At 45.3% G+C, this 19,817-nt stretch carries 22 protein-coding genes and 1 pseudogene; 7 read left to right on the top strand and 16 right to left on the bottom strand.

Annotation, left to right across the window (positions count from 1 at the left end; genetic code table 11):
- Positions 1-99: 99 nt before the first annotated feature.
- The 4 genes from RIB93_RS15525 to RIB93_RS15510 form a co-directional block, all read right to left on the bottom strand.
- A complete protein-coding gene (locus RIB93_RS15525; RefSeq protein WP_446373638.1) occupies positions 100-756 on the bottom strand; it encodes a PAS domain-containing protein in 657 nt (218 codons plus the stop codon).
- Between the two features lie 292 nt (positions 757-1,048).
- The gene (locus RIB93_RS15520; RefSeq protein ID WP_446373637.1) at positions 1,049-2,371 is read right to left on the bottom strand and encodes a CO2 hydration protein; all 1,323 of its coding nucleotides are present in this window, start codon (positions 2,369-2,371) and stop codon (positions 1,049-1,051) included.
- 376 nt (positions 2,372-2,747) lie between these two features.
- On the bottom strand, positions 2,748-4,265 hold the full coding sequence (locus RIB93_RS15515; RefSeq protein WP_446373636.1) for an NADH-quinone oxidoreductase subunit M: 1,518 nt from the start codon (positions 4,263-4,265) through the stop codon (positions 2,748-2,750).
- Positions 4,266-4,533: 268 nt separating this feature from the next.
- On the bottom strand, positions 4,534-6,396 hold the full coding sequence (locus RIB93_RS15510) for an NAD(P)H-quinone oxidoreductase subunit F (protein WP_446373635.1): 1,863 nt from the start codon (positions 6,394-6,396) through the stop codon (positions 4,534-4,536).
- Between the two features lie 333 nt (positions 6,397-6,729).
- Here RIB93_RS15510 and RIB93_RS15505 point away from each other — a divergent pair, with 333 nt between their 5' ends.
- Complete coding sequence (locus RIB93_RS15505; protein WP_446373634.1) at positions 6,730-7,029, top strand: hypothetical protein; 300 nt, start codon at positions 6,730-6,732, stop codon at positions 7,027-7,029.
- Positions 7,030-7,380: 351 nt separating this feature from the next.
- On the opposite strand, the gene RIB93_RS15500 is transcribed toward RIB93_RS15505, so the two are convergent.
- Together RIB93_RS15500 and proS are read right to left on the bottom strand one after the other, a co-directional pair.
- Positions 7,381-8,919: a hypothetical protein gene (locus RIB93_RS15500; protein WP_446373633.1), complete on the bottom strand. Its 1,539-nt coding sequence runs from the start codon at positions 8,917-8,919 to the stop codon at positions 7,381-7,383.
- Positions 8,920-8,925: 6 nt separating this feature from the next.
- On the bottom strand, positions 8,926-10,734 hold the full coding sequence (gene proS, locus RIB93_RS15495; protein WP_446373632.1) for a proline--tRNA ligase: 1,809 nt from the start codon (positions 10,732-10,734) through the stop codon (positions 8,926-8,928).
- Positions 10,735-11,020: 286 nt separating this feature from the next.
- On the opposite strand from proS, the gene RIB93_RS15490 reads away from it, so the two are divergent.
- From RIB93_RS15490 to RIB93_RS15480, 3 genes and pseudogenes are all read left to right on the top strand, one after another.
- A complete protein-coding gene (locus tag RIB93_RS15490; protein WP_446373631.1) occupies positions 11,021-12,031 on the top strand; it encodes an AAA family ATPase in 1,011 nt (336 codons plus the stop codon).
- Positions 12,028-13,074 carry a hypothetical protein gene (locus tag RIB93_RS15485; protein WP_446373630.1) on the top strand — a complete coding sequence of 349 codons (1,047 nt, stop codon included), beginning with the start codon at positions 12,028-12,030 and terminating at the stop codon, positions 13,072-13,074. Before RIB93_RS15490 ends, RIB93_RS15485 begins: the two co-directional genes overlap by 4 nt.
- Before the next feature lie 54 nt (positions 13,075-13,128).
- Positions 13,129-14,442 (top strand): annotated as a pseudogene (locus tag RIB93_RS15480) (S8 family peptidase); the annotation flags it as partial.
- Between the two features lie 50 nt (positions 14,443-14,492).
- Here the strand turns inward: RIB93_RS15480 and RIB93_RS15475 are convergent.
- On the bottom strand, positions 14,493-14,975 hold the full coding sequence (locus RIB93_RS15475; RefSeq protein ID WP_446373629.1) for a hypothetical protein: 483 nt from the start codon (positions 14,973-14,975) through the stop codon (positions 14,493-14,495).
- Between the two features lie 362 nt (positions 14,976-15,337).
- Between RIB93_RS15475 and RIB93_RS15470 the strand changes: the two genes are divergently transcribed.
- Entirely contained in the window at positions 15,338-15,580 is a 243-nt protein-coding gene (locus tag RIB93_RS15470; RefSeq protein ID WP_446373628.1) for a helix-turn-helix domain-containing protein, read from the top strand.
- Positions 15,581-15,587: 7 nt separating this feature from the next.
- Here the strand turns inward: RIB93_RS15470 and RIB93_RS15465 are convergent, their stop codons facing one another.
- Complete coding sequence (locus RIB93_RS15465) at positions 15,588-15,821, bottom strand: hypothetical protein (protein WP_446373627.1); 234 nt, start codon at positions 15,819-15,821, stop codon at positions 15,588-15,590.
- Positions 15,818-16,300: a hypothetical protein gene (locus tag RIB93_RS15460; protein ID WP_446373626.1), complete on the bottom strand. Its 483-nt coding sequence runs from the start codon at positions 16,298-16,300 to the stop codon at positions 15,818-15,820. Before RIB93_RS15460 ends, RIB93_RS15465 begins: the two co-directional genes overlap by 4 nt.
- A gap of 259 nt (positions 16,301-16,559) precedes the next feature.
- Here RIB93_RS15460 and RIB93_RS15455 point away from each other — a divergent pair, with 259 nt between their 5' ends.
- Positions 16,560-16,805 (top strand): helix-turn-helix domain-containing protein, encoded by a 246-nt coding sequence (locus RIB93_RS15455; RefSeq protein WP_044208186.1) that lies wholly within the window; start codon positions 16,560-16,562, stop codon positions 16,803-16,805.
- Here RIB93_RS15455 and RIB93_RS15450 read toward each other — a convergent pair.
- The 5 genes from RIB93_RS15450 to RIB93_RS15430 form a co-directional block, all read right to left on the bottom strand.
- The gene (locus RIB93_RS15450; RefSeq protein ID WP_446373640.1) at positions 16,706-16,954 is read right to left on the bottom strand and encodes a hypothetical protein; all 249 of its coding nucleotides are present in this window, start codon (positions 16,952-16,954) and stop codon (positions 16,706-16,708) included. The two genes, RIB93_RS15455 and RIB93_RS15450, sit on opposite strands and share 100 nt — an antisense overlap.
- Positions 16,951-17,235, bottom strand: coding sequence for a hypothetical protein (locus RIB93_RS15445; RefSeq protein ID WP_446373625.1), 285 nt, complete (start codon positions 17,233-17,235; stop codon positions 16,951-16,953). The genes RIB93_RS15450 and RIB93_RS15445 overlap by 4 nt, the downstream gene beginning before the upstream one ends.
- A complete protein-coding gene (locus RIB93_RS15440; RefSeq protein WP_446373624.1) occupies positions 17,225-17,521 on the bottom strand; it encodes a BrnT family toxin in 297 nt (98 codons plus the stop codon). The genes RIB93_RS15445 and RIB93_RS15440 overlap by 11 nt, the downstream gene beginning before the upstream one ends.
- A gap of 25 nt (positions 17,522-17,546) precedes the next feature.
- Complete coding sequence (locus RIB93_RS15435; RefSeq protein WP_446373623.1) at positions 17,547-17,738, bottom strand: hypothetical protein; 192 nt, start codon at positions 17,736-17,738, stop codon at positions 17,547-17,549.
- A gap of 108 nt (positions 17,739-17,846) precedes the next feature.
- Positions 17,847-18,329, bottom strand: a complete 483-nt coding sequence (locus RIB93_RS15430; RefSeq protein ID WP_446373622.1) for a hypothetical protein — start codon at positions 18,327-18,329, stop codon at positions 17,847-17,849.
- A 276-nt stretch (positions 18,330-18,605) separates the two neighbouring features.
- On the opposite strand from RIB93_RS15430, the gene RIB93_RS15425 reads away from it, so the two are divergent.
- Positions 18,606-18,848, top strand: coding sequence for a helix-turn-helix transcriptional regulator (locus tag RIB93_RS15425; RefSeq protein WP_446373621.1), 243 nt, complete (start codon positions 18,606-18,608; stop codon positions 18,846-18,848).
- 7 nt (positions 18,849-18,855) lie between these two features.
- Here RIB93_RS15425 and RIB93_RS15420 read toward each other — a convergent pair whose 3' ends face one another.
- Positions 18,856-18,996: a hypothetical protein gene (locus RIB93_RS15420; RefSeq protein WP_446373620.1), complete on the bottom strand. Its 141-nt coding sequence runs from the start codon at positions 18,994-18,996 to the stop codon at positions 18,856-18,858.
- A gap of 79 nt (positions 18,997-19,075) precedes the next feature.
- Positions 19,076-19,558: a hypothetical protein gene (locus RIB93_RS15415; protein WP_446373619.1), complete on the bottom strand. Its 483-nt coding sequence runs from the start codon at positions 19,556-19,558 to the stop codon at positions 19,076-19,078.
- Positions 19,559-19,817: the final 259 nt, after the last annotated feature.

The raw sequence follows: 19,817 nt of genomic DNA, 5'->3' as shown, positions 1-19,817 counted from the left end.
GAAGATCGTCTACTCGTTCTGAGATGGTTGGTTTCATTCATTGCCTCCTAGTAGTCTGTTTAATCGTGCAATTGCTCACTCAGACTACTGTGTGGCTGCTCATTTGGCTACTGAGTTACCAAAATGAGCGAACGGTGAGTCATAAATTAGTGCATTCACTGCCCGGGCTGCAAATTGGAACCGTTCGTTGGCAAGACGTAGGTATTCTTTTTGCTGGCGTAGTTCGGCTTCAACCTGTTTTTGGGCGGTAGCGTCGAATAATGTGCCGATTACCCGGATAGCGTTCCCGGTTTGATTCCGTAGAATAGAGCCGCGATCTAAAATATGGGCGTAGCTACTATCTGGCTTTTGATACCGATACTCCGCTACCCAGCGATCGCCTGTACCCGCGAGTGCTTCCTGGAAACTGGCGACAACCTTTTCGCGATCGTCGGGATGTAGGTGTTCAATCCACCATTCCCAGGAATTCGCCGTTGACTCCGGGCGTTTGCCAAAGAGTTGATCATACGCCGCGTTCGAGCCAATAAATCCTTGTTCTAAGTCACACTCATAGATAGCATCCGTCGTCGCCCGCAGCACCAAAGACAGGCGTTCCTCCGTTTTCTGCAAGCTGTTTTCTACCGTCTGGCGCGTTTCTCGTTCCTGCGCCAGTTGCTGTTCATAGTGACTAACCTTGTCGTCTAACTTGCCCACTCGTTGTTGTAATGCCACAATTTGAGCCAGAAGGGTGTTGGGTTCATTTTCTTCATTTTTCATTGTTTAACTCCTTCTGACCAAACCTGTGATTACTCAAACTCGATGGAAGCATCTTAAGTTTAGATTGTAGAAGCTTGGCTGGAGGATGAGTGGATTCGTAATATTCATACACCAATTCCTCTACTCTGGTGGGATTGGCGTCTTATTAATACTAACGTTAATCCATTTTAGAACTAGACTATGCAGATTTTAATTTTTTCACCTATATCTATGGGTATATTTATGTGTTATACAGAGATCCCCGACTTCTTTAAGAAGTCGGGGATCTGGTAAGTAGGTTGATGGAAATAAATTACTGATAATCGGCAGTCTGAATATACTCTAACCGCGCCGCATCCCGAATTCCGTACTCTGGGCGACAGAATCGGTCTAATTGCGCTTCAAAAAATGCCCGATTCGCCTGCAAATGCTTCGGATTCGGGTCATCTAGGGGATACAACAGTGCTGTTCGTAACGCCTGAAATACCGCCGATGTCACACAATACATCGATCGCTGAAAGGTGATGCCAATTTGATTCAGGATATCACTTTCACGGCGACAACGCTTTTCATAGAAGTCTCGCAGATAAGGCGGTAAGAAATGTAACATATCCTGCATCAGCAAGGTTGGCGGAATTCCCGCCGAACCGACGGGGAATTTATCGGCGTAGAGCACCCCATAATGGAAGTCTTTTTGGTCACTCGGTACTTCCCCTGCTTGGGCATTATAGGACTTCGTACCCCTAAACGGTGCCGTGCGATAAAATACCGACTCCACATAAGGAAGCGCCGCTTCATACAGCCAGGTAAACCCCTTGGATTTGGGAATCACCTCATAGCATTCCCCTTTCACATACACATGATGATAGATCGGACGACCCGCGATCGCGAATATGCCATTCACCAAAAAGTTCATCGCTTCGGGGACAGAGGTGATTTTTCCTTCATCGTAGAGATCAGACACCTCAAAAAACACCGGTGCCATTACTTCCCAGAATAGCCCTAAAAGACTATAGTACGACGCCTGACGACACTGTTCAATAAACATTTCTGGGAACAGCTTATGCCATCCCAGCATCACCGGATTTCCTTTAAAATACGCCTGAATTGCCCGATTTGCATTGTCCTTATACTCCTGGGTATCCAGATAAGGGTCAAACTTATTCACCGGGGCGTACATATTTCGATGCCAAAGCATTGCCCGCATACAAGCCTCAGCAAACTCCATATTAATCCGGTCATGCCACCAGTGATGCAATAACTTGGGCATTTTCTGGGTTTCCCCTGTCTGAATAAATTCCACAAGTTCCGGATGCGCCGTTGCTTGACCCCGCCAAATCCGTAAATCGGCATCATCTCCGGCATAATGATTATGGAGGTCTAAATATTCTTTGGGTAGAAAATATTTAAAGAAGGGAAACGGATTTAAAAAGACTCGTTCGCCGATATAAAGCAAATCCCGCCAATAGAAATCCATTGGCACCGCATACGCCTTCCAGATGCCAATAATTTGCATCAGATTTTCCGGCGTATCGGGAACCATCGCCCCCCCTGCTTCCAAGCGGTGAATAATATCCGCCAATTCATGCTGAGACGGGGGTAATTTCGTTGCTGGTTTTGTTGGAGTTTGTACCATGGTTATCAAGTTTTTAGTGTTGACCCTGCACGTTGTTCAAGGAAATGATTTTTAATCCTGTAGGGGTGGTTTAGGGATTAATATTAATTGTTGTCCCTAGCTTGGCTACAAAACCCGCCCGTTGTTCACCTCAAAGAACGACATAAGACTTTGTTCAAGGAAATGATTTTTAATCCTGTAGGGGCGGGTTTAGGGATTAATATTAATTCTTGTCCCTAGCTTGGCTACAAAACCCGCCCGTTGTTCACCTCAAAAAACGACATAAGACTTTGTTCAAGGAAATGATTTTTAATCTTGTAGGGGCGGGTTTAGGGATTAATATTAATTCTTGTCCCTAGCTTGGCTACAAAACCCGCCCGTTGTTCACGTAACAGAACTAAAAATGACGAATGACTAATGACTCATCCTTCAACGCCACCTTCTGATCAACCTGAGTTGGTACTGCCGAAACAATCGCATTCGTCGTCGTTTCTGTCCACCGAACCAACCAAGTTGGTTGAATTCCCAGGAAGAAAATAATCACCGCCAAAATAATCGCAGGCGCTTTTTCATTCCAGAGAACTTTCGGATAGTAAGCCTTACGATTATCCAACTTACCAAAACAAGTGCGATTCAGCAGAATCACAAAATAAACCGCCGTCAACCCAGAAGCAAAAATACATAAAAGGGTTTGCCAAGGAAACACCACATAACTCCCTTGAAACACCAGAAACTCAGCCACAAATCCGACTAAACCGGGAATTCCCGCACTTGCCATTCCCCCTAAAATCAGCAGAGCACTCACCAACGGTAAACCCCGAGTTGGATTCATCAACCCATTCAAAACATCCAACTCGCGAGTTCCCACCTTGGTTTCCACCACCCCAACCAAATAAAACAGAATCGCCAGAATCATCCCATGACTCACCATCTGAGTCACACACCCCAACAGACTCAACGGGGTTAACGCCGCAGCCGCGACAACGATATACCCCATGTGACCAATGGAACTATACGCCACCATCCGTTTAATATCTTTTTGCGCGATCGCACTCAATGCACCATACAATACACTCACCACGCCAAGAATTGAAAGTCCCGGCGCTACCAAAAACCAGGTTTCGGGGAACAATTGTAACCCATAGCGTACCAACCCATAAGTTCCCATCTTTGCCACAACACCCCCCAACAGAATCGCCACCACAGGCGACGCTTCCACATACGCATCGGGTAACCAAGTATGAAAGGGAACCAGGGGAATTTTAATTCCAAATCCCACCAATAAAATGCTTAGCAGAATCAACTGAGTGGGTAACGATAACCCTTGGGTGTGAATCGCCTCATAATTAAAGCTAGTGGAATTACTCAGCCATGTCATTCCCAAAAATGCCGCCAGAATCAGAATTCCGGACACAGCGGTATACATGAGAAACTTCATCGCCGCATATTCCCGCTTGCTTCCTCCCCAAATTGCAATTAACAGGTACAAGGGGATTAATACCAATTCATAGAACAGAACAAACAGCAACAAATTCTGTGCCAGAAACGCCCCAGTAACTCCCGCATTCACCAACAAAATCAGGGCATATTTAAGCCGAACTCGTTCCACATCAACTCGGCTACTAAAAATAACCACCCAGTTCAACAAACTCCCCAATGCCAGCAACGGAAACGATAAACCATCCGCCCCTAACTTGTAGGATAACCCCAATTGAGGAATCCAGGTTAACTCCTCTTGAAACTGCCAACCGACATAGGTGATATCAAACTGCGTGGCTAACCACAACGTCACCAGAACAATCGCCGTCGCCACCGCCAAAGCAATCGCCCGGAGTCTCGTTTTTGCCACCTTTCCCGGCAAAAACCCGATAATAATCGCACCAACAACAGGTAACCCAATCAGCGTACTCAGCATAATCCCGTCAAAAATTCCAACTCAAAACGCTTCCACTTAATCGGGGCGAGTTTATCAATCTCTAACTAACTAGAAACGATTCCAATTCAACCCGCCCCGCCAACCTTAAACCTCAAAACGCCCTATGGCACATCCATTCCTCCACCACCTCACTTTACACCTCATCCTAGTCTTCCAACCCCTCTGCGTCCCTCTGCGCCAACCTCTGCGTTCCTCTGCGTTAAAAAAACACATCGTTTCCCACCCACACCTCCAACAAAAACGTAAATTATCCACCAACAATCAACGAAAGACGCGACAGAATCGGCAAACTCAACAGAAAGCCAAACAACGCCACCCCTAACAAAATCGTCAACGCATAAAACTGGGTTTGACCCGAAACATTATACTTCAAGCTTTGCCCACTCAACACCGTCATAAACGCCACTAAATTGACCAAACCATCCACAATATAACGGTCAACCCAAGAAATGGTTCTGGAAATCAAATCAACCAGAAACACTATCGTTACCCGATACAACTTTTGGGTATATAAATCGTAAGCAAAAAAGTCTTGCAACGCCTTTGAACCAAATCGAATCGGCTTTTCCACTTGGTTACTCAGATACAGATACGCCGCTGCACCGCCACCAATCGCACTCGACAATACCAACGAACCCGCCACTGTAGGATTCACGCTTACCCATTCCGGTAACAGATTCCAGGTGGTTAACAGTAAAGGAACGTGCAGTGTAAACCCCATCAACAGTATCATAGGGAAGACCATGGGCCAATGCGCTTCAGGCGATCGCTGTGCCATTTGTTTAGCTTGTCCACCGAAGACTAACCCGAAGACACGGAATAGACTAAACGAAGCTAACGCATTCACCACTAACACCAAGGCAAATAATTTCGGGTGAGTGCTAAACAACGAATCCCCCAACTGCAAAAACGCCCAAAATCCGCCCAGAGGCGGAACCGCTACCAATCCAGCCGCCCCCACCAGGTAAGATAAGCCACAAGCTGGACGTTTTGCCCATAACCCGCCCAATTGTGTCACCTCTTGAGTAATACTGTTCCAAATAATCGTCCCGGTACTCATCACCAATAACCCCATGGCGACGGCGTAGGTCAATATTAATAACAAGGCGGTTTGGATTTGTCCCGTACCCACGGCGATAAACACCAATCCTAAATAAGCACTCACCAAATAGGATAGAGTACGCTTAATATCAACCTGTGCGATCGCGACCATCGTACCACCCACGGCGGTTACCGCACCAATTAAAATGACAGCCGATACCGCAACCGGAGAGATAGCAATTACGGGTTGCAATTTAATCAACACCCACGCCCCCGTACACACCACCACAGCATTCCGTAGAATGGTACTGGGAACCGGTCCTTCCATGGCTTCATCCAACCATAAATGCAGGGGAAATTGAGCGCATTTACCCATCGGACCGGCAATTAATGCCAACCCCACTAATGCAGCGACTTTCGGATCAAGATTAACCGTACTTGCCCAGTCTGCCAATTGCGAAAAATTCCAGGTTTTGGATAGGGGATAAATCCCAATCACGCCCATTAAGAGAACTAAATCGCCTACCCGTTTGGTCAGAAATGCATCTCTCGCCCCCGTTACCACCAAGGATTGATTAAACCAAAACCCGACCAAAAGATAGGTTCCCAGCGTGAGAATTTCCAGGATAATATAGCTGAAAAACAAGGAATTACACAGAACAAGGGCGCACATTCCCGCTTCAAACAACGCCAGCAACGAATAGAACCGCGCCCATCCCCAATCGGTTTCTAGGTAACCAATGGCATAGATTTGGGCGAGGAAATTCAACCCAGTGATGACCATCGTCGCCCCAATCGTAACCGCCGACATTTCTACGGGAATGGATAAATCCAAATCAACCACCTGTAGCCAAGGAATCACAACCGATTGGGCTGGTTGATTCCAGATGGCGAGTAATGCCAACAACCCATGCAAAAAAGCGATGAAGGTCATCAACATATTAATATAGCCAGCCGGTCTCGGTCCGGTACGATTAATAATTGCCGGAGACCAAGGGACGGCTAAAATTGCACCTAATAGGGCATAGCAAGGTATTAACCAGGCAGAGTCAAGGAAAAACTGAGTCATCGACATGACCTCGTGGGGGTATACAAATTTCCTCTTCAGTGGTATTGAACCTGAAGAAACCCTGATAGACAGGTATTTTTACTTACGATTAATTTTCTTTAAGTTTTCTAAGCTTAGTGTATAGTGTAATGGGTTGAGGGTAAAGTTCAAACAAAGCAATTAGACAATTTTACAATCAAAGCGATAATCCCCTTCTATCAAAGCGCTGGGAGATGGGGGAGTTATCAGTTATCAGTGAGCAGTTATCAGTGAGCAGTTATCAGGAGCTGGGGAAGCTGGGGGAGCTGGGGAAGCTGGGGGAAGATTTTTCCAATAACAAATGACAAATGACAAATGACGAATGACAAAGTAAAATGGATAGCTTTACTGGGATTACTGGTAGTTGTGTGGCTTGCGGCATTTCCGGCTGAGGCGTCGGTGTGTCGCACAATCAAGGATCACACTATTTGTATCTTGAGTATCAAGCGCTCCGCTAAGTATTATTGGCGGTATCGAGCCGCTGTGAGTATTGATGGAGTAAACCGCCCAGTCGAGGTCTATAATTGTCGCGATCGCACCCGGATTCGCCAGGATGGAATAGTGGTTTCTTTTGAACCAGATGGCGCTGGAGAGTTTATTTGTAGTTTCTTTTAGAATACCCCAGGCGTTCTTTGGTATCAAAATAGTTCGCGTTAAAAAAAAGTTCTAATGTCTAGATAGAATCCGTTGATATCAAGAAAGATTTGTTGAGGCTAACTACCAACATCAATAAATATTTGTAGGGGCGACCCGCTGATATCAATGAACACCCCCAATTCACTCAATAAACTCGGGTCGCCCTGTCGCCTAACCTCGAACTCAAATCTATAATCCCAATCAGTAATAATGTTTTTACTTCTAATAATTGGCAGGATTGGATCAGCCTCAAGCTCTGGGGGGACTTCAGATTAAGATCCCCGACTTCTCCAAGAAGTCGGGGATCTGTCAGTGTACCCTTGAAAAGCGCTATAAGCCATTGTGATCAGAACATAGTTTTTCAGAAGCTACCGGATCATCAAGTCGCGGTAACTTGAGCAAAACCCCCGCAAAAAACCAATAATAAACCTCCACAGGATCGACAGCTAAGGGATAATAATAGGTATTGTAACTAATAAATAAAACAAACACCCAAAGACACAACCCTAACCGTTGTAAAGACGAATCTTGAACTGATCGATATGCCTTAAACGTGAGAAACGTCAGCAAAGACACCAGCGCCAGAAACGCCAAAACCCCAATCGGACCAATTTCGTAAAACAATTTAGCATAATAGGTTTCAATTAGTTGAGTTTCCCCTAAGCGACGCGCCGCATTAGTTGCTCGTCCTAAACCATGACCTAATACTCCCTCTTGTCTACTCAATACCCACTGAAATTGATCCAACATAAACGTATGCGGTGGAGACGCCTCCCAGCGATCAACAAAACTAATCACTCGTTCTTCTACCTTCCCCAAGGTTTGAGTAATCCAAATCGCTAAAAGCACCCCAATTCCTAATTTAAGGGGTAGCCATCCCTTATGCCGATCCGTGAGTAATACTAACAGAACAAACGTCGCTGGAACGATCGCGAGGGCAATTCGTTGACCCGAAATGACCGCCGCCGCCAAGACAGCAACCATCGCCACCCATCCCAGGAATCGCCACCGACGAGAGGGATCACTGACACTCGCCCCATACGTGAAAAAAGCACTGGAAATGAGAAACCAACCCCATTGCCAAGGTGCAACAAATGTACCCGGTAAGCGGATTAACCCGACTTTAGTATTGTATAACAAAGAACCGCCGACTAAACATCTTACCTGTAAACTGGCTCTGTAAACAGCTTCTCCCGTCAAACTATTGCTACTGGGACATAAACCTGTAACTAGCCACAGGTATTGCAGAAACGCCAAGCTACAGCAGATCAAGATTAGAATAACGTGTAAACGAGTTAGGAAAAATAAATCCGTGCGATCGCGAATCAGATAATACCCACAGAACAGTAAGGGAATATACCCCACCAACCCTTTTAATCCCAGAATTCCCATCAGAAATGGGCTTCCTTTGACCTGAGGATCAAACTGCTGGGGGACATTAATCAATAGGAATGTAATTAATGCCACCCCTAGCACAACCGCGATCGCGATCAATAAGGGTTTGAGAATCGATCGCGGTAATAGTTTCCAGAAGGAATCCCGCGACTGAATCAGGGCAATTAAGGCGGGAAGGTAAAATGCATCTTTAATTAAATGAAATAGAGGATGATTCCCGGAGTAGCTAATACTCTCACCCATGGATTGATAAACATCGCCCAGTGAATAAATAATGCTCCCGCTAAAGGGAAGATAAATCAGCAATCCCCATAATCCAATGCGAGGATACTTATAGGAAAGGATAGAGAAAAAAACAAGGGCAGTACAGGCAATCCCTGTCTGAAATCCACCGACTAGACCCAACATTACACCCATAAAGGCAGAAATATAAAGTGCCACTATGATGAATCGAGTCAGTGCTGCCTTATTCATTTCAGTTTATGGGGTTAATGCTGCATCAAGCCATTGTTTCACCGTAGAAGCAACCTGATCCAGGGGCAATTCTTGAGACTGGTGGGTTGCCCGTTGCACAACTTCCACTTTACCCTGTTTCAGCGATCGCCCAGTAACGATACGATAGGGAATACCAATCAGATCCGCATCTTTAAACTTCACACCCGCCCGTTCATTTCGGTCATCGAGTAGAGTTTCTACACCAGCTTGCCATAACTGCTGGTAAAGTGTCTCGGCGGCGTCCATCTGTTTGGCGTCGGAGATGTTGGGAACGGTAATAATCGCGTGGTACGGTGCGATCGCGGGTGACCAAATAATTCCATCCTTATCATAGGATTGTTCAACCGCCGCTTGCGCTAGTCGCGATACGCCTACACCATAACATCCCATATACAGGGGATTTTCTTCCCCCGCTTCGTTGGTGTACGTCGCACCCATGGCTTTAGAATATTTAGTGCCTAACTGAAAGATATGTCCGGCTTCAATCCCCCTGGCGCTGTGCAGGATTTGGCTAGGATCATGAATCGCGCGATCGCCTGCTTTAGCTGTCCGCAAATCTACCACCTGTTTAGGTAAGGCGAAGGGTTCACCCCAATTCGCACCAACGACGTGATAATTGGTTTCGTTCGCCCCAGTGACAAACTTTTTCAGGTCAACGGCTGTATTATCGACTAAGCGTACAAATCGCGGCGCGACATCGCTACTGGGGCGGATATAATCATCCTCTAAATCCGGGGCGATATAGCCGACAGGGAGGGGTTTAGATGCCCATTTTGCCTGGGTGGTGGCGTCGGGAACCGTGAGGGCGAGGAGGGCGTTGGCTTTATAGCGATCGGCTAAACGGACTAATTCATTTTGCAATTTTACGTCGTTAACCTCTTGATCGCCTCGGATACTGACGATTACCAGTACCGTCATTCCATTGTCATAAACGGCTTGATAGAGGACGTTTTTCAAGACATTGGTTGGGGAACAGTTGAGGAATTTACACAGGGAGTCGATGGTGGGTGTGTTTGGGGTTTCCCGTTTTTCGTAAGTTTCAAAGGGAGACGGTTCAGGATCAGCCGGGAGGGAACTGGCTTTTTCTACATTGGCAGAATAGTTCCCATCTTCGGTGTAGAGAATCTCATCTTCGCCGATATCCGCCAGAATCATAAATTCTTGGGAACCAGAACCGCCAATTGCGCCAGGATCAGCTTCCACGGCGCGAAAGGCTAAACCGCAACGGCTGATCATGTTGCGATAGGCTTGATCCATGTCCTGATAGGTTTTTTTTAGGCTGTCTTCATCAGCGTGGAAGGAATAGCCATCTTTCATAATGAATTCTCGTCCCCGCATCAGTCCAAACCGAGGGCGGATTTCATCTCTAAACTTAGTTTGAAGTTGGTAGAGGTGGAGGGGAAGTTGGCGATAGGAACGGATCATCTCCCGGGCGATGGTGGTGATTACCTCTTCGTGAGTCGGTCCAAGTCCCAGTTCTCGGTTTTGGCGATCGGTAAGGGCGAACATGATCCCTTCTGCTTTAGTATAGGTGTCCCAGCGCCCAGATTCTCGCCACAGGTCAGAGGGTTGGAGTTGGGGAAGTAAGCATTCTTGGGCACCCGTGGCGTCCATTTCTTCCCGAACGATTTGGGAGACTTTTTGCAAGACGCGCCACATCAGGGGGAGATAGGCGTAGATTCCGCTACCGATGCGACGGATATAGCCGGCGCGAACCAGGAGTTTATGGCTGGGGATTTCGGCTTCGGCTGGGTCTTCCCGGAGGGTGACGAGTAGCATTTGAGAGAGTCGCATCGTTAGGTTCCCTTTTTTGTGATGATCAATCTCTCAGTTTAGAGTATTGGCTGTCCGGGTGCCGATAAAAAATAATTTTAATTAGAAAATAATCGAATACAACAAGGCTTTTATTCGATATCATTATTGGCGTCTTAATGCTTTTGTTTTGTTGAATATGCAAGTCTTATTCCAACCAGCCTAGGAGAATCATTAAAATTACTATTTTTAACTAACCTATGGATTTTCAGCTATTTTTGTACTAAAATAGTTCTAGAATACTAAAGTAATAAGTGTATGAAATATTATGATAGTAGCTAGCGAGCAACTGAAAAGGCTGTTCCAAGCATTCCGCGAGCAGAATGATGCGGCTTTTTACAAAGCAGCCGAATCGCTTATCGCGGAAGAACTGGCTGCAAACCATCATGCTGTAGCAAAAGATTTGAAGAAAGCATTAGGACAAAATCGTAAATTGAAAAAAAGTTCTAATAATGGGTTAACCTTACTGCCTAAAGACCGTCGTAGTGGGAATGAATTAGTTACACTAGAAGAAAGTTCAGTCGATCAGACCAAAATTATATTGGGCAGGGAAACTCAAGCTAAAATAGATCGTGTTCTCAATGAACATCGTAAATGTAAAGAACTCGCTAAATATGGTTATTCTCCCAAAACCAAGCTACTTTTCTGGGGACCTCCTGGTTGTGGAAAGACTTTCACCGCAAAGTATTTAGCTTATGAACTGGGTCTGCCTGTAGGGATCTTACAACTTAGTACTGTTATATCTAGTTTTCTGGGAGACACAGCATCTCATCTTCATCGTGTATTCAATCTTGCCAACAACACACCGATAGTACTTTTACTCGATGAAATTGATGCCGTTGGTAAAAATCGTGATGATCCCAATGATGTAGGTGAACTCAAGAGGGTTGTCAATAGTCTTCTTCAGATAATGGACAACTTTCACTCAAATCAAAGCTTAGTGATTGCTGCCAGTAATCACCAGTATTTACTTGATCCAGCCTTATGGAGGCGATTCGATGATATTATTCAATTTCCTTTACCCGGTAAAGGTGAAAGAGAAGTTTATCTGAAAACGCTTTTGGGCGGAATCCATTTTGATGGCTCACCTGAATACATAGCCAAAAACATGAACTCACTTTCATACGCTGATATTCAGCGCATCACAGTAGAAGCGATTAAAACGATGATTTTAGAAGGTAGAGAAAGCCTCCAAACTAGAGACATTACCGATCAGCTTAGAGCTTATAAAAAAGCCACTAATGCGGCTAGAACTAAAGGAGAAGAAGTAACTCAATGAATAATGATTTTCCACTATTATCTTTAACTCAACCAGAAATTGCTAATCGTCGTAAAGATCCACCTCGTCGTCCTGAGCTACCACCAGAGATATTAGCTCGTCGCCAAGAAATTGCCAGTCGTCTTATTCCAAGAGTCAAAAATCTGTCTCGTCAACTTCAACAAATGTCTGACAAAGAAAGAAAGTCAACGCTGATTAAAGTTGAACATGACATACCCATTTCTCTTTCTGGGACAGGCTTAAAATCTGTTGCTGAGTCAATGGGAAAGCTTACATTGGCAGTTCTTCGTACAGATAATCTGGAGCAACTAGAAACTAAACTTGATGAGTTTGGTTCAGGCGCTCTAAAAAATGGTCATGCTCCTAATGAAACTTTAGCGTATTTGAAGAATATTCAGGAAGGAAATCCCAAAGATCGTCTTTGTCAGGTTTTTTTTGAGCAGTATGAAACTCTGATTCAACAGGAATGGATTATCTGTGAAATAGAGATGATGTCTTTGCAGCAGGGCAAAAATCAGCAAAGGCAAGAACTTGTAGAGATTCGCTCTTCTTTACAAAAAGTATTTGCTAATGGAATTTATGGAAACATTTTTGAGCATGAGGAGATCAAAGGAACTTGTCGTGCTGTTGTTCGTTGTACGGGAAAAATATTTCAACGTCTTGTTGAAGATCAAGAATGGCGAACTAAAATTTTTTGGTTTGATGCTCGTCCAGAGTTTGAAACTTTTCTTACGATTTATCAAAATTTTGATATTCAGAAGCTAGGCAAATTTATTAGTCCTCCAGAGGAAGCCCCCATTGTCTGCATTGTTGATTCAGGTGTTACGGTAGGGAATCCATTTCTACAGCCGGTAGTACGTGAGAATCTTTTGCATTCATTCCTAAGATCTGCACCTGATAATCCCTATGATGAACATGGTCATGGTTCGGGTGTTGCTTCTTTAGCATCCTACTATGCCCTTAATGGATATCGAGATGCTGAGAATGAAGGAAAAGTATGGATTGCGAGTGCGAGAGTTCTAGATGAAAATAATCAGTTATAAGATGAGGAGCCTCGACTTTTTTCTCGGGTACTCGCTGAAGTTGTAGAGACATTTGTTCCACTGGGAGTTCGGATATTTAATCTATCAGTAGGCATTATTAATCGCAAGTGGAATGCTGAAGCTAAACGCACGGTTCCACGTCGTTCCTGGATTGCTCGTACTATTGATAGGCTTTCCCGGGAAAAGGATATTGTTTTTATTATTAGTGCCGGAAATATCTCTCCTCAGAATGTCCGTGACTATATTAATAATGGAAAGCTTTATCCCCAATACTTTATTGATGAAGAAGCCCGAATTATTGATCCCAGTCAGGCTGCACTGGCACTAACAGTTGGTTCCATTGTTCCTGATACATTAATTACGGGTAGAGTCGGAGCAGAAATGGCTATTGCTGTACAAACACAACCTTCCCCTTTCACTCGTTGTGGACCAGGAATTTCTAGAGAGATTAAACCTGAACTGGTTGAATTTGGCGGAAACTATCTTGTTGATGAAAGTGGTGCAGTTCGGACAAATCTAGGAACTAATGTAGTGATGGCAAATCATCAGATTACTCCAGCAATTGCTCATAATTCTGGGACAAGCTTTGCTGCTCCCCGTGTCGCGCACAAGATAACAAGAATACTGGGTGATCTTCAATCCTTTGATTTACCCCATATTTCTGCACCACTTCTTAAAGCTTTTACTATAAATTCTGCATCTTATCCCACCGCTTATGGTAATTTTGATCAATTTCGATCAGATATGCATAAGGTAGACTCTAAATATTGGTTAAATATTGTTGGTTATGGTCAACCGGATTATTTTCGAGCAACTGAATGTGATCCTTACACAGCTATTCTGTTTTTTCAAGGCGATATAAATCCCAATACGGTTGCTTACTTTGATATACCAGTTCCTGTATGTTTATCTGATACAGGACGAGGAATTAAACGTTTAACTGTAACCGTGGTTCATGCTCCTCAAGTTCAGCGTTGGGGACTAGAAAGATACTTAGGTACGACATTAAAGTGGCGCGTATTTCGAGGAAACGTTGACCGTGAAGAGATTATTTCGGCTATGTCTGTAGAAGATGATCAGAATGGTGATACGATTGATCTACCTACAGAGTTAAAATTTGATCCAGGAGTAAATCTTCGCTCTAGAGGAACAGTACAACACGCTGTTCACGAGTGGAAGATTCATAAACAAGAATATAGTGATAATTTCTATACACTGGCTGTCGCCGCCTATGAGAAGTGGGGGCGTCAAAATCCGGACCCTGTTCCCTACGCAGTGGTTGTGCGCCTAGAAGACACTACCCAACAAGCTCCAGTCTACACCGAAGTTCAAAATTTACTTGAGATTCAAAGTCAAATCAGAATCTAGTTCAAGGGAGGGCGCACGTCGGTGCGCCCCTACCCAAATTGAATACAATGTCACTCTTGAGCGGTAGAAGTTACCGCATCCGCATCGAAAACCACCTCAAACTGTGTATCAGGCATCCATTTTGCCAGAAAGCGCTGATGATTTTCAGCTTCCGTGCGGCTGTAGAACCGAGCAACCGTATAATGTTGAGCATTGGGCAAAAGCCTCACCAGTGTCCAAGGATAATGCTGTTGATGCCAAAAGCTGTGGTTAGACTTTGGGGAGGGTTCGGTTGTGCGCCCACATCCCCGATGCTCCAAAATAGAATGAATTATCGCTAAAAGTCGTTCTCGCTGTAGTGTCCCATCATTGGGTAACAGACTCCACTCGTTGATTGGCGCGGGTAGCCAACTTAACCGATAAGTCACTGAATCTTTGCTAATGTGCCAAGACAGGCGGCGTGGTTGTTTACAGCAGTTGAACCCATCTGCACGAAAAGACGCAACAATCCTGTCGCCTTCAGCTTGCAGGCGAAGCCATTGAGAATGTTTCATTGGTATGATGATAGTGATTATTTGTTAGTCAAGGGCGATCATTTGGCAAAAATGTGATCGCCCGTTATTTCATGCAAGACTTAAAAGTAGCTAGCCTAACCCCGCCGTGAAATCAATTCCACGGCTCATAGCTCAAGTCCATTGAAATGGACTCAAAGCCCCCTCAAGCTAGCCACATCACCTGTTGCAGCATGAACTTTCAGCGTCTGGCGCTGTCTTGCTCCCTACACTTTGTAGAAAACCAAGTTTGCTATACGCTTCATAGAGTGAGGAAGGGGAAACGAAACAGGAAAACTACCTCCAGAAAGTTTCCCCATCCATGCTCATGTTGTTTAACTCTACAAGTTGTAGAGTCACCTAAGATGGTAAACGATAGAAATCAAAATATCAACCCTAATGTGCCAAGCTTAAAAGAAATTCGCCTACGCTTGGGTTTGACCCAAGAGGAATTCGGGAAAGCACTAGGAATGGCAGCGAATACAATCAGCCGCCACGAACGGGGGCAACACAAAATTAGGTTTTCTGTGAGTCAGGTTAAACGCCTGAAAGAACTCCTAGAACAGGTGGGAATGTCAATCGATGACTTACCCGACGATATCGATTGAGACAATATCAGTTCATCGGGTGTCTCAAGACTAGGCAGAAATAGGGATAGAGTAAGACTGAGAGACGGTATGCGATCGCGCTTTTTGGGATGGAGAATGCGATCGCGCCAATCCTTCCCAGATGACAAAACCACATAACTGTAGGGGCGTATAGCAATACGCCCATCAAATTATCGGCTAGAACCGCAACCTTGAAGGGCGCAGGTCCTTGCGCCCCTACCCAAATTGGATACAATGTCACTCTTGAGCAGTAGAAGTCACCGCATCCGCATCGAAAACCACCTCACACTGTGCATTAGGCATCCACTTTCCCAAAAAGCGCTGATGATTTTCGGCTTCCGTGCGGCTGTAGAAACGGGCAACCGTATAATGTTGAGCATGGGGCAAAAGCCTTACCAGTGTCCAAGGATAATGCTGTTGATGCCAAAAGCTATGGTTAGACTCTGGGGAGGGTTCGGCTGTGCGATCGCATCCCCGATGCTCCAAGATAGAACGAATCATCGCTAAAAGTCGCTCTCGCTGTGGCGTTCCATCGTTGGGTAACAGACTCCACTCATTGATTGGCGCAGGTAGCCAAGTCAACTTGTAAGCCACTGAATCTTTGCTAATCTGCCAAGACAGGCGGCGTGGCTGTTTACGACAATTGAACCCATCTGCACGAAAAGACGCAACAATCCTGTCGCCTTCAGCTTGGAGGCGAAGCCATTGAATATGTTTCATTGTTATGATGATTGTGATTGTTTTTTGAGAAAGGGCGATTGGGCATAAACTATATGCGATCGCCCCTTATTTATGGAAAATACGCATCCGGTGTTACAGCCTTGAATTGGAACTCATCGTCTTTTCCATCACCTCCTAATCGGGCGTCGTGTGAGAAACTACCGATAGATAGGGAAACAGGAAGTGTAGGGACTTCCCTTATGCGTTTCCCCATCAGTTTTTGGTTTTAACTGTGCGTTTCGCATAGTCACTTGATAAGATGGTAGAACATCCAAACTCAAATAGCAACCCTAAATTGACAACTCTCAAAGAACTTCGTGAATACTTAGGGTTAACACAAGAGGAACTAGGACAAGCACTAGGGATAACGGCTAGCACTATCAGTCGCTATGAACGGGGTCAACATCAGCGCATTAAGTTCACGTTTTCCCAAATAAAGCGGCTACAAGCTTTATTGGAGAAGGGGGGACTCTCAATCAACGACTTACCCGACGATATCGATTGAGACGGTATCAGTTCATCGGGTGTCTCAAGACTAGGCAGAAACAGGGATAGAGCAAGACTGAGAGGGTGTGCGATCAGCTTGAGGAGTGCCCTTGGCGCGATCGCGTGTTTTGGAGTGGAGAATGCGATCGCATCTCTAATCAGATTCATTTGTGAGCCACTTCGTTAAGTGCTTCATGAATCACTTCATCACTCACGCCGCGACGCTTGAGACTAGCAATCAAAGCAGAAACCGTATCTCCCTCTAATCGCTCCAGATCAGCTCGTAACCCCTGACCTATATAAGCGCGGATTAAGGGTTGATAACCTGAAAACCCCAGTAATGGAGCCACCTGCTTGAGATCCTCGATCACATCTTCAGGAATGCGAATGGTGATACTGGTCATCGGACGGTTTTTATCCAATCGTTTTTTCAAAGCTTCAGTTTTCATAGTAGTCACGCTCCTTTCTCGTTGCTTTACGAGCCGAAATAATCCGAATCATGTCATCATCTCGCTCAATATGAACCACATACAGGAGATTCCAGCGCTTATCCAAACCAATGACAGCATCTCGTGCTTCATTATTGCGACTCGCATCAACGACGACTAAAAAGGGATCGAAGAAGGCTTCTGTAGCCTGTTGGAAGGTAACACCGTTATGCTGGGCAGGATTTTGCTGCGCCTTCTGTTCATTCCAAACAAAGGTAATGCCGTTGAGTACGAAATATACGTCCATGCCTCTAAGTGTAGGCAGAATGTATTTACATCGTCAATACACTGTCAACTGAGTTGATGAGAATGTCAATCGACGACTTACCCGACGATATTGATTGAGGCGGTATCAGTTCATCGGGTGTCTCAAGACTAGGCAGAAACAGGGATAGAGTTAGGCTGAGAGAGGGAGTGCGATCGCGTGTTTTGAGGCGATCGCGCCAATCCTTCCCACATGACAAAACAACATGACTGTAGGGGCGTATGGCATACGCCCTTAAACCTATCGTTTAGAACCGCAACCTTGAAGGGCGCAAGTCCTTGCGCCCCTACCCAAATTGAATACAATGTCACTCTTGAGCGGTAGAAGTCACCGCATCTACATCGAAAACCACCTCAAACTGTGCATCAGGCATCCATTTTGCCAGAAAGCGTTGGTGATTTTGGGCTTCTGTGCGACTGTAGAAGCGAGCAACGGTATAATGTTGAGCATTTGGCAAAAGCCTCACCAGTGTCCAAGGATAATTTTGTTGTTGCCAAAAGCTTTGGTTAGACTTGGGTGATGGTTCGGCTGTGCGCCCACATCTCCGATGCTCCAAAATAGAACGAATTATCGCTAAAAGTCGCTCTCGCTGTAGCGTCCCATCATTGGGTAACAAACTCCACTCATTGATTGGCGCGGGTAGCCAAGTTAACCGATAAGCCACCGAATCTTTGCTAATGTGCCAAGACAGGTGGCGTGGTTGTTTACGACAGTTGAACCCATCTGCACGAAAAGACGCAACAATCCTGTCGCCTTCAGCTTGCAGGCGAAGCCATTGAGAATGTTTCATTGCTATGATGATTGTGATTGTTTTTTGAGAAAGGGCGATCTGGCATAAACGTAAATATGCGATCGCCCGTTATTTGTGGAAAATACGCATCCGGTGCTAAAGCCTTGAATTAAAACTCGTCGTCTTTCCCATCACCTCCTAATCTGGCGTCGTGTGAGAAACTTACCCATAGAGAGACAGGGAAACAGGAAGTATAGGGACTTCCCTTATGCGTTTCCCTATCACTTGTGTTTGTTTATGATCATTAAAGTGACCGAGTGTCACTTGACTAATAGAATGGTAAACGATAAAAACTCAGAACGCAACCCAGAATTGCCAATTCTTAAGGAAGTAAGAGAGCGACTGGGAATGACCCAGGAACAAATAGCTGACTGCTTGGGAATATCGCGCAGAACAGTCATCCGCCATGAAGCAGGCGAACGAGTCATAAAACTGAACTTTGCTCAAATCCGACGATTGAAAGAACTTCTCGAACAGGCGGGAATGTCAATTGATGACTTACCCGATAATATTGACTGAGGCGATATTAGTTCATCGGATGTCTCAAGACTAGGCAGCAACAGCGATAGAGTAAGACTGAGAGACGGAGTGCGATCGCGTGTTTTGAGGCGATCGCGCCAATCCTTCCCACATTACAAAACAACATGACTGTAGGGGCGTATGGCATACGCCCTTAAACCTATCGTTTAGAACCGCAACCTTGAAGGGCGCAAGACGAGGCGCCCCTACCCAAATTGAATACAATGTCACTCTTGAGCGGTAGAAGTCACCGCATCTACATCGAAAACCACCTCAAACTGTGCATCAGGCATCCATTTTGCCAGAAAGCGCTGGTGATTCTGGGCTTCTGTGCGACTGTAGAACCGAGCAACCGTATAATGTTGAGCATTTGGCAAAAGCCTCACCAGTGTCCAAGGATAATTTTGTTGTTGCCAAAAGCTTTGGTTAGACTTGGGTGATGGTTCGGCTGTGCGCCCACATCTCCGATGCTCCAAAATAGAACGAATCATCGCTAAAAGTCGCTCTCGCTGTGGCGTTCCATCATTGGGTAACAAACTCCACTCATTGATTGGCGCGGGTAGCCAAGTTAACCGATAAGTCACTGAATCTTTGCGAATGTGCCAAGACAAGCGACGTGGTTGTTTACGACAGTTGAACCCATCAGAACGAAAAGACGCAACAATCCTGTCGCCTTCAGCTTGCAGGCGAAGCCATTGAGTGTGTTTCATTGTTATGATTTGAGTTAGTGTTTTTTAGTCAAGGGCGATTGGGCATAAACAATATGCGATCGCCCCTTATTTATGGAAAATACGCATCCGGTGTTAAAGCCTTGAATTAGAACTCGTCGTCTTTCCCATCACCTCCTAATCTGGCGTCGTGTGAGAAACTACCTATACAGAGACAGGGAAACAAGAAGTATCGGGACTTCTAATAGCGTTTCCCCCGTCAGTTTTTTGCTGTCAATGCACCACAGTGGTGCATTACTAG

It is taken from the genome of Coleofasciculus sp. D1-CHI-01 (genome assembly GCF_040218875.1).
Lineage (GTDB): Bacteria > Cyanobacteriota > Cyanobacteriia > Cyanobacteriales > Coleofasciculaceae > Coleofasciculus.
This window is presented reverse-complemented; position numbering and strand designations above follow the sequence as displayed.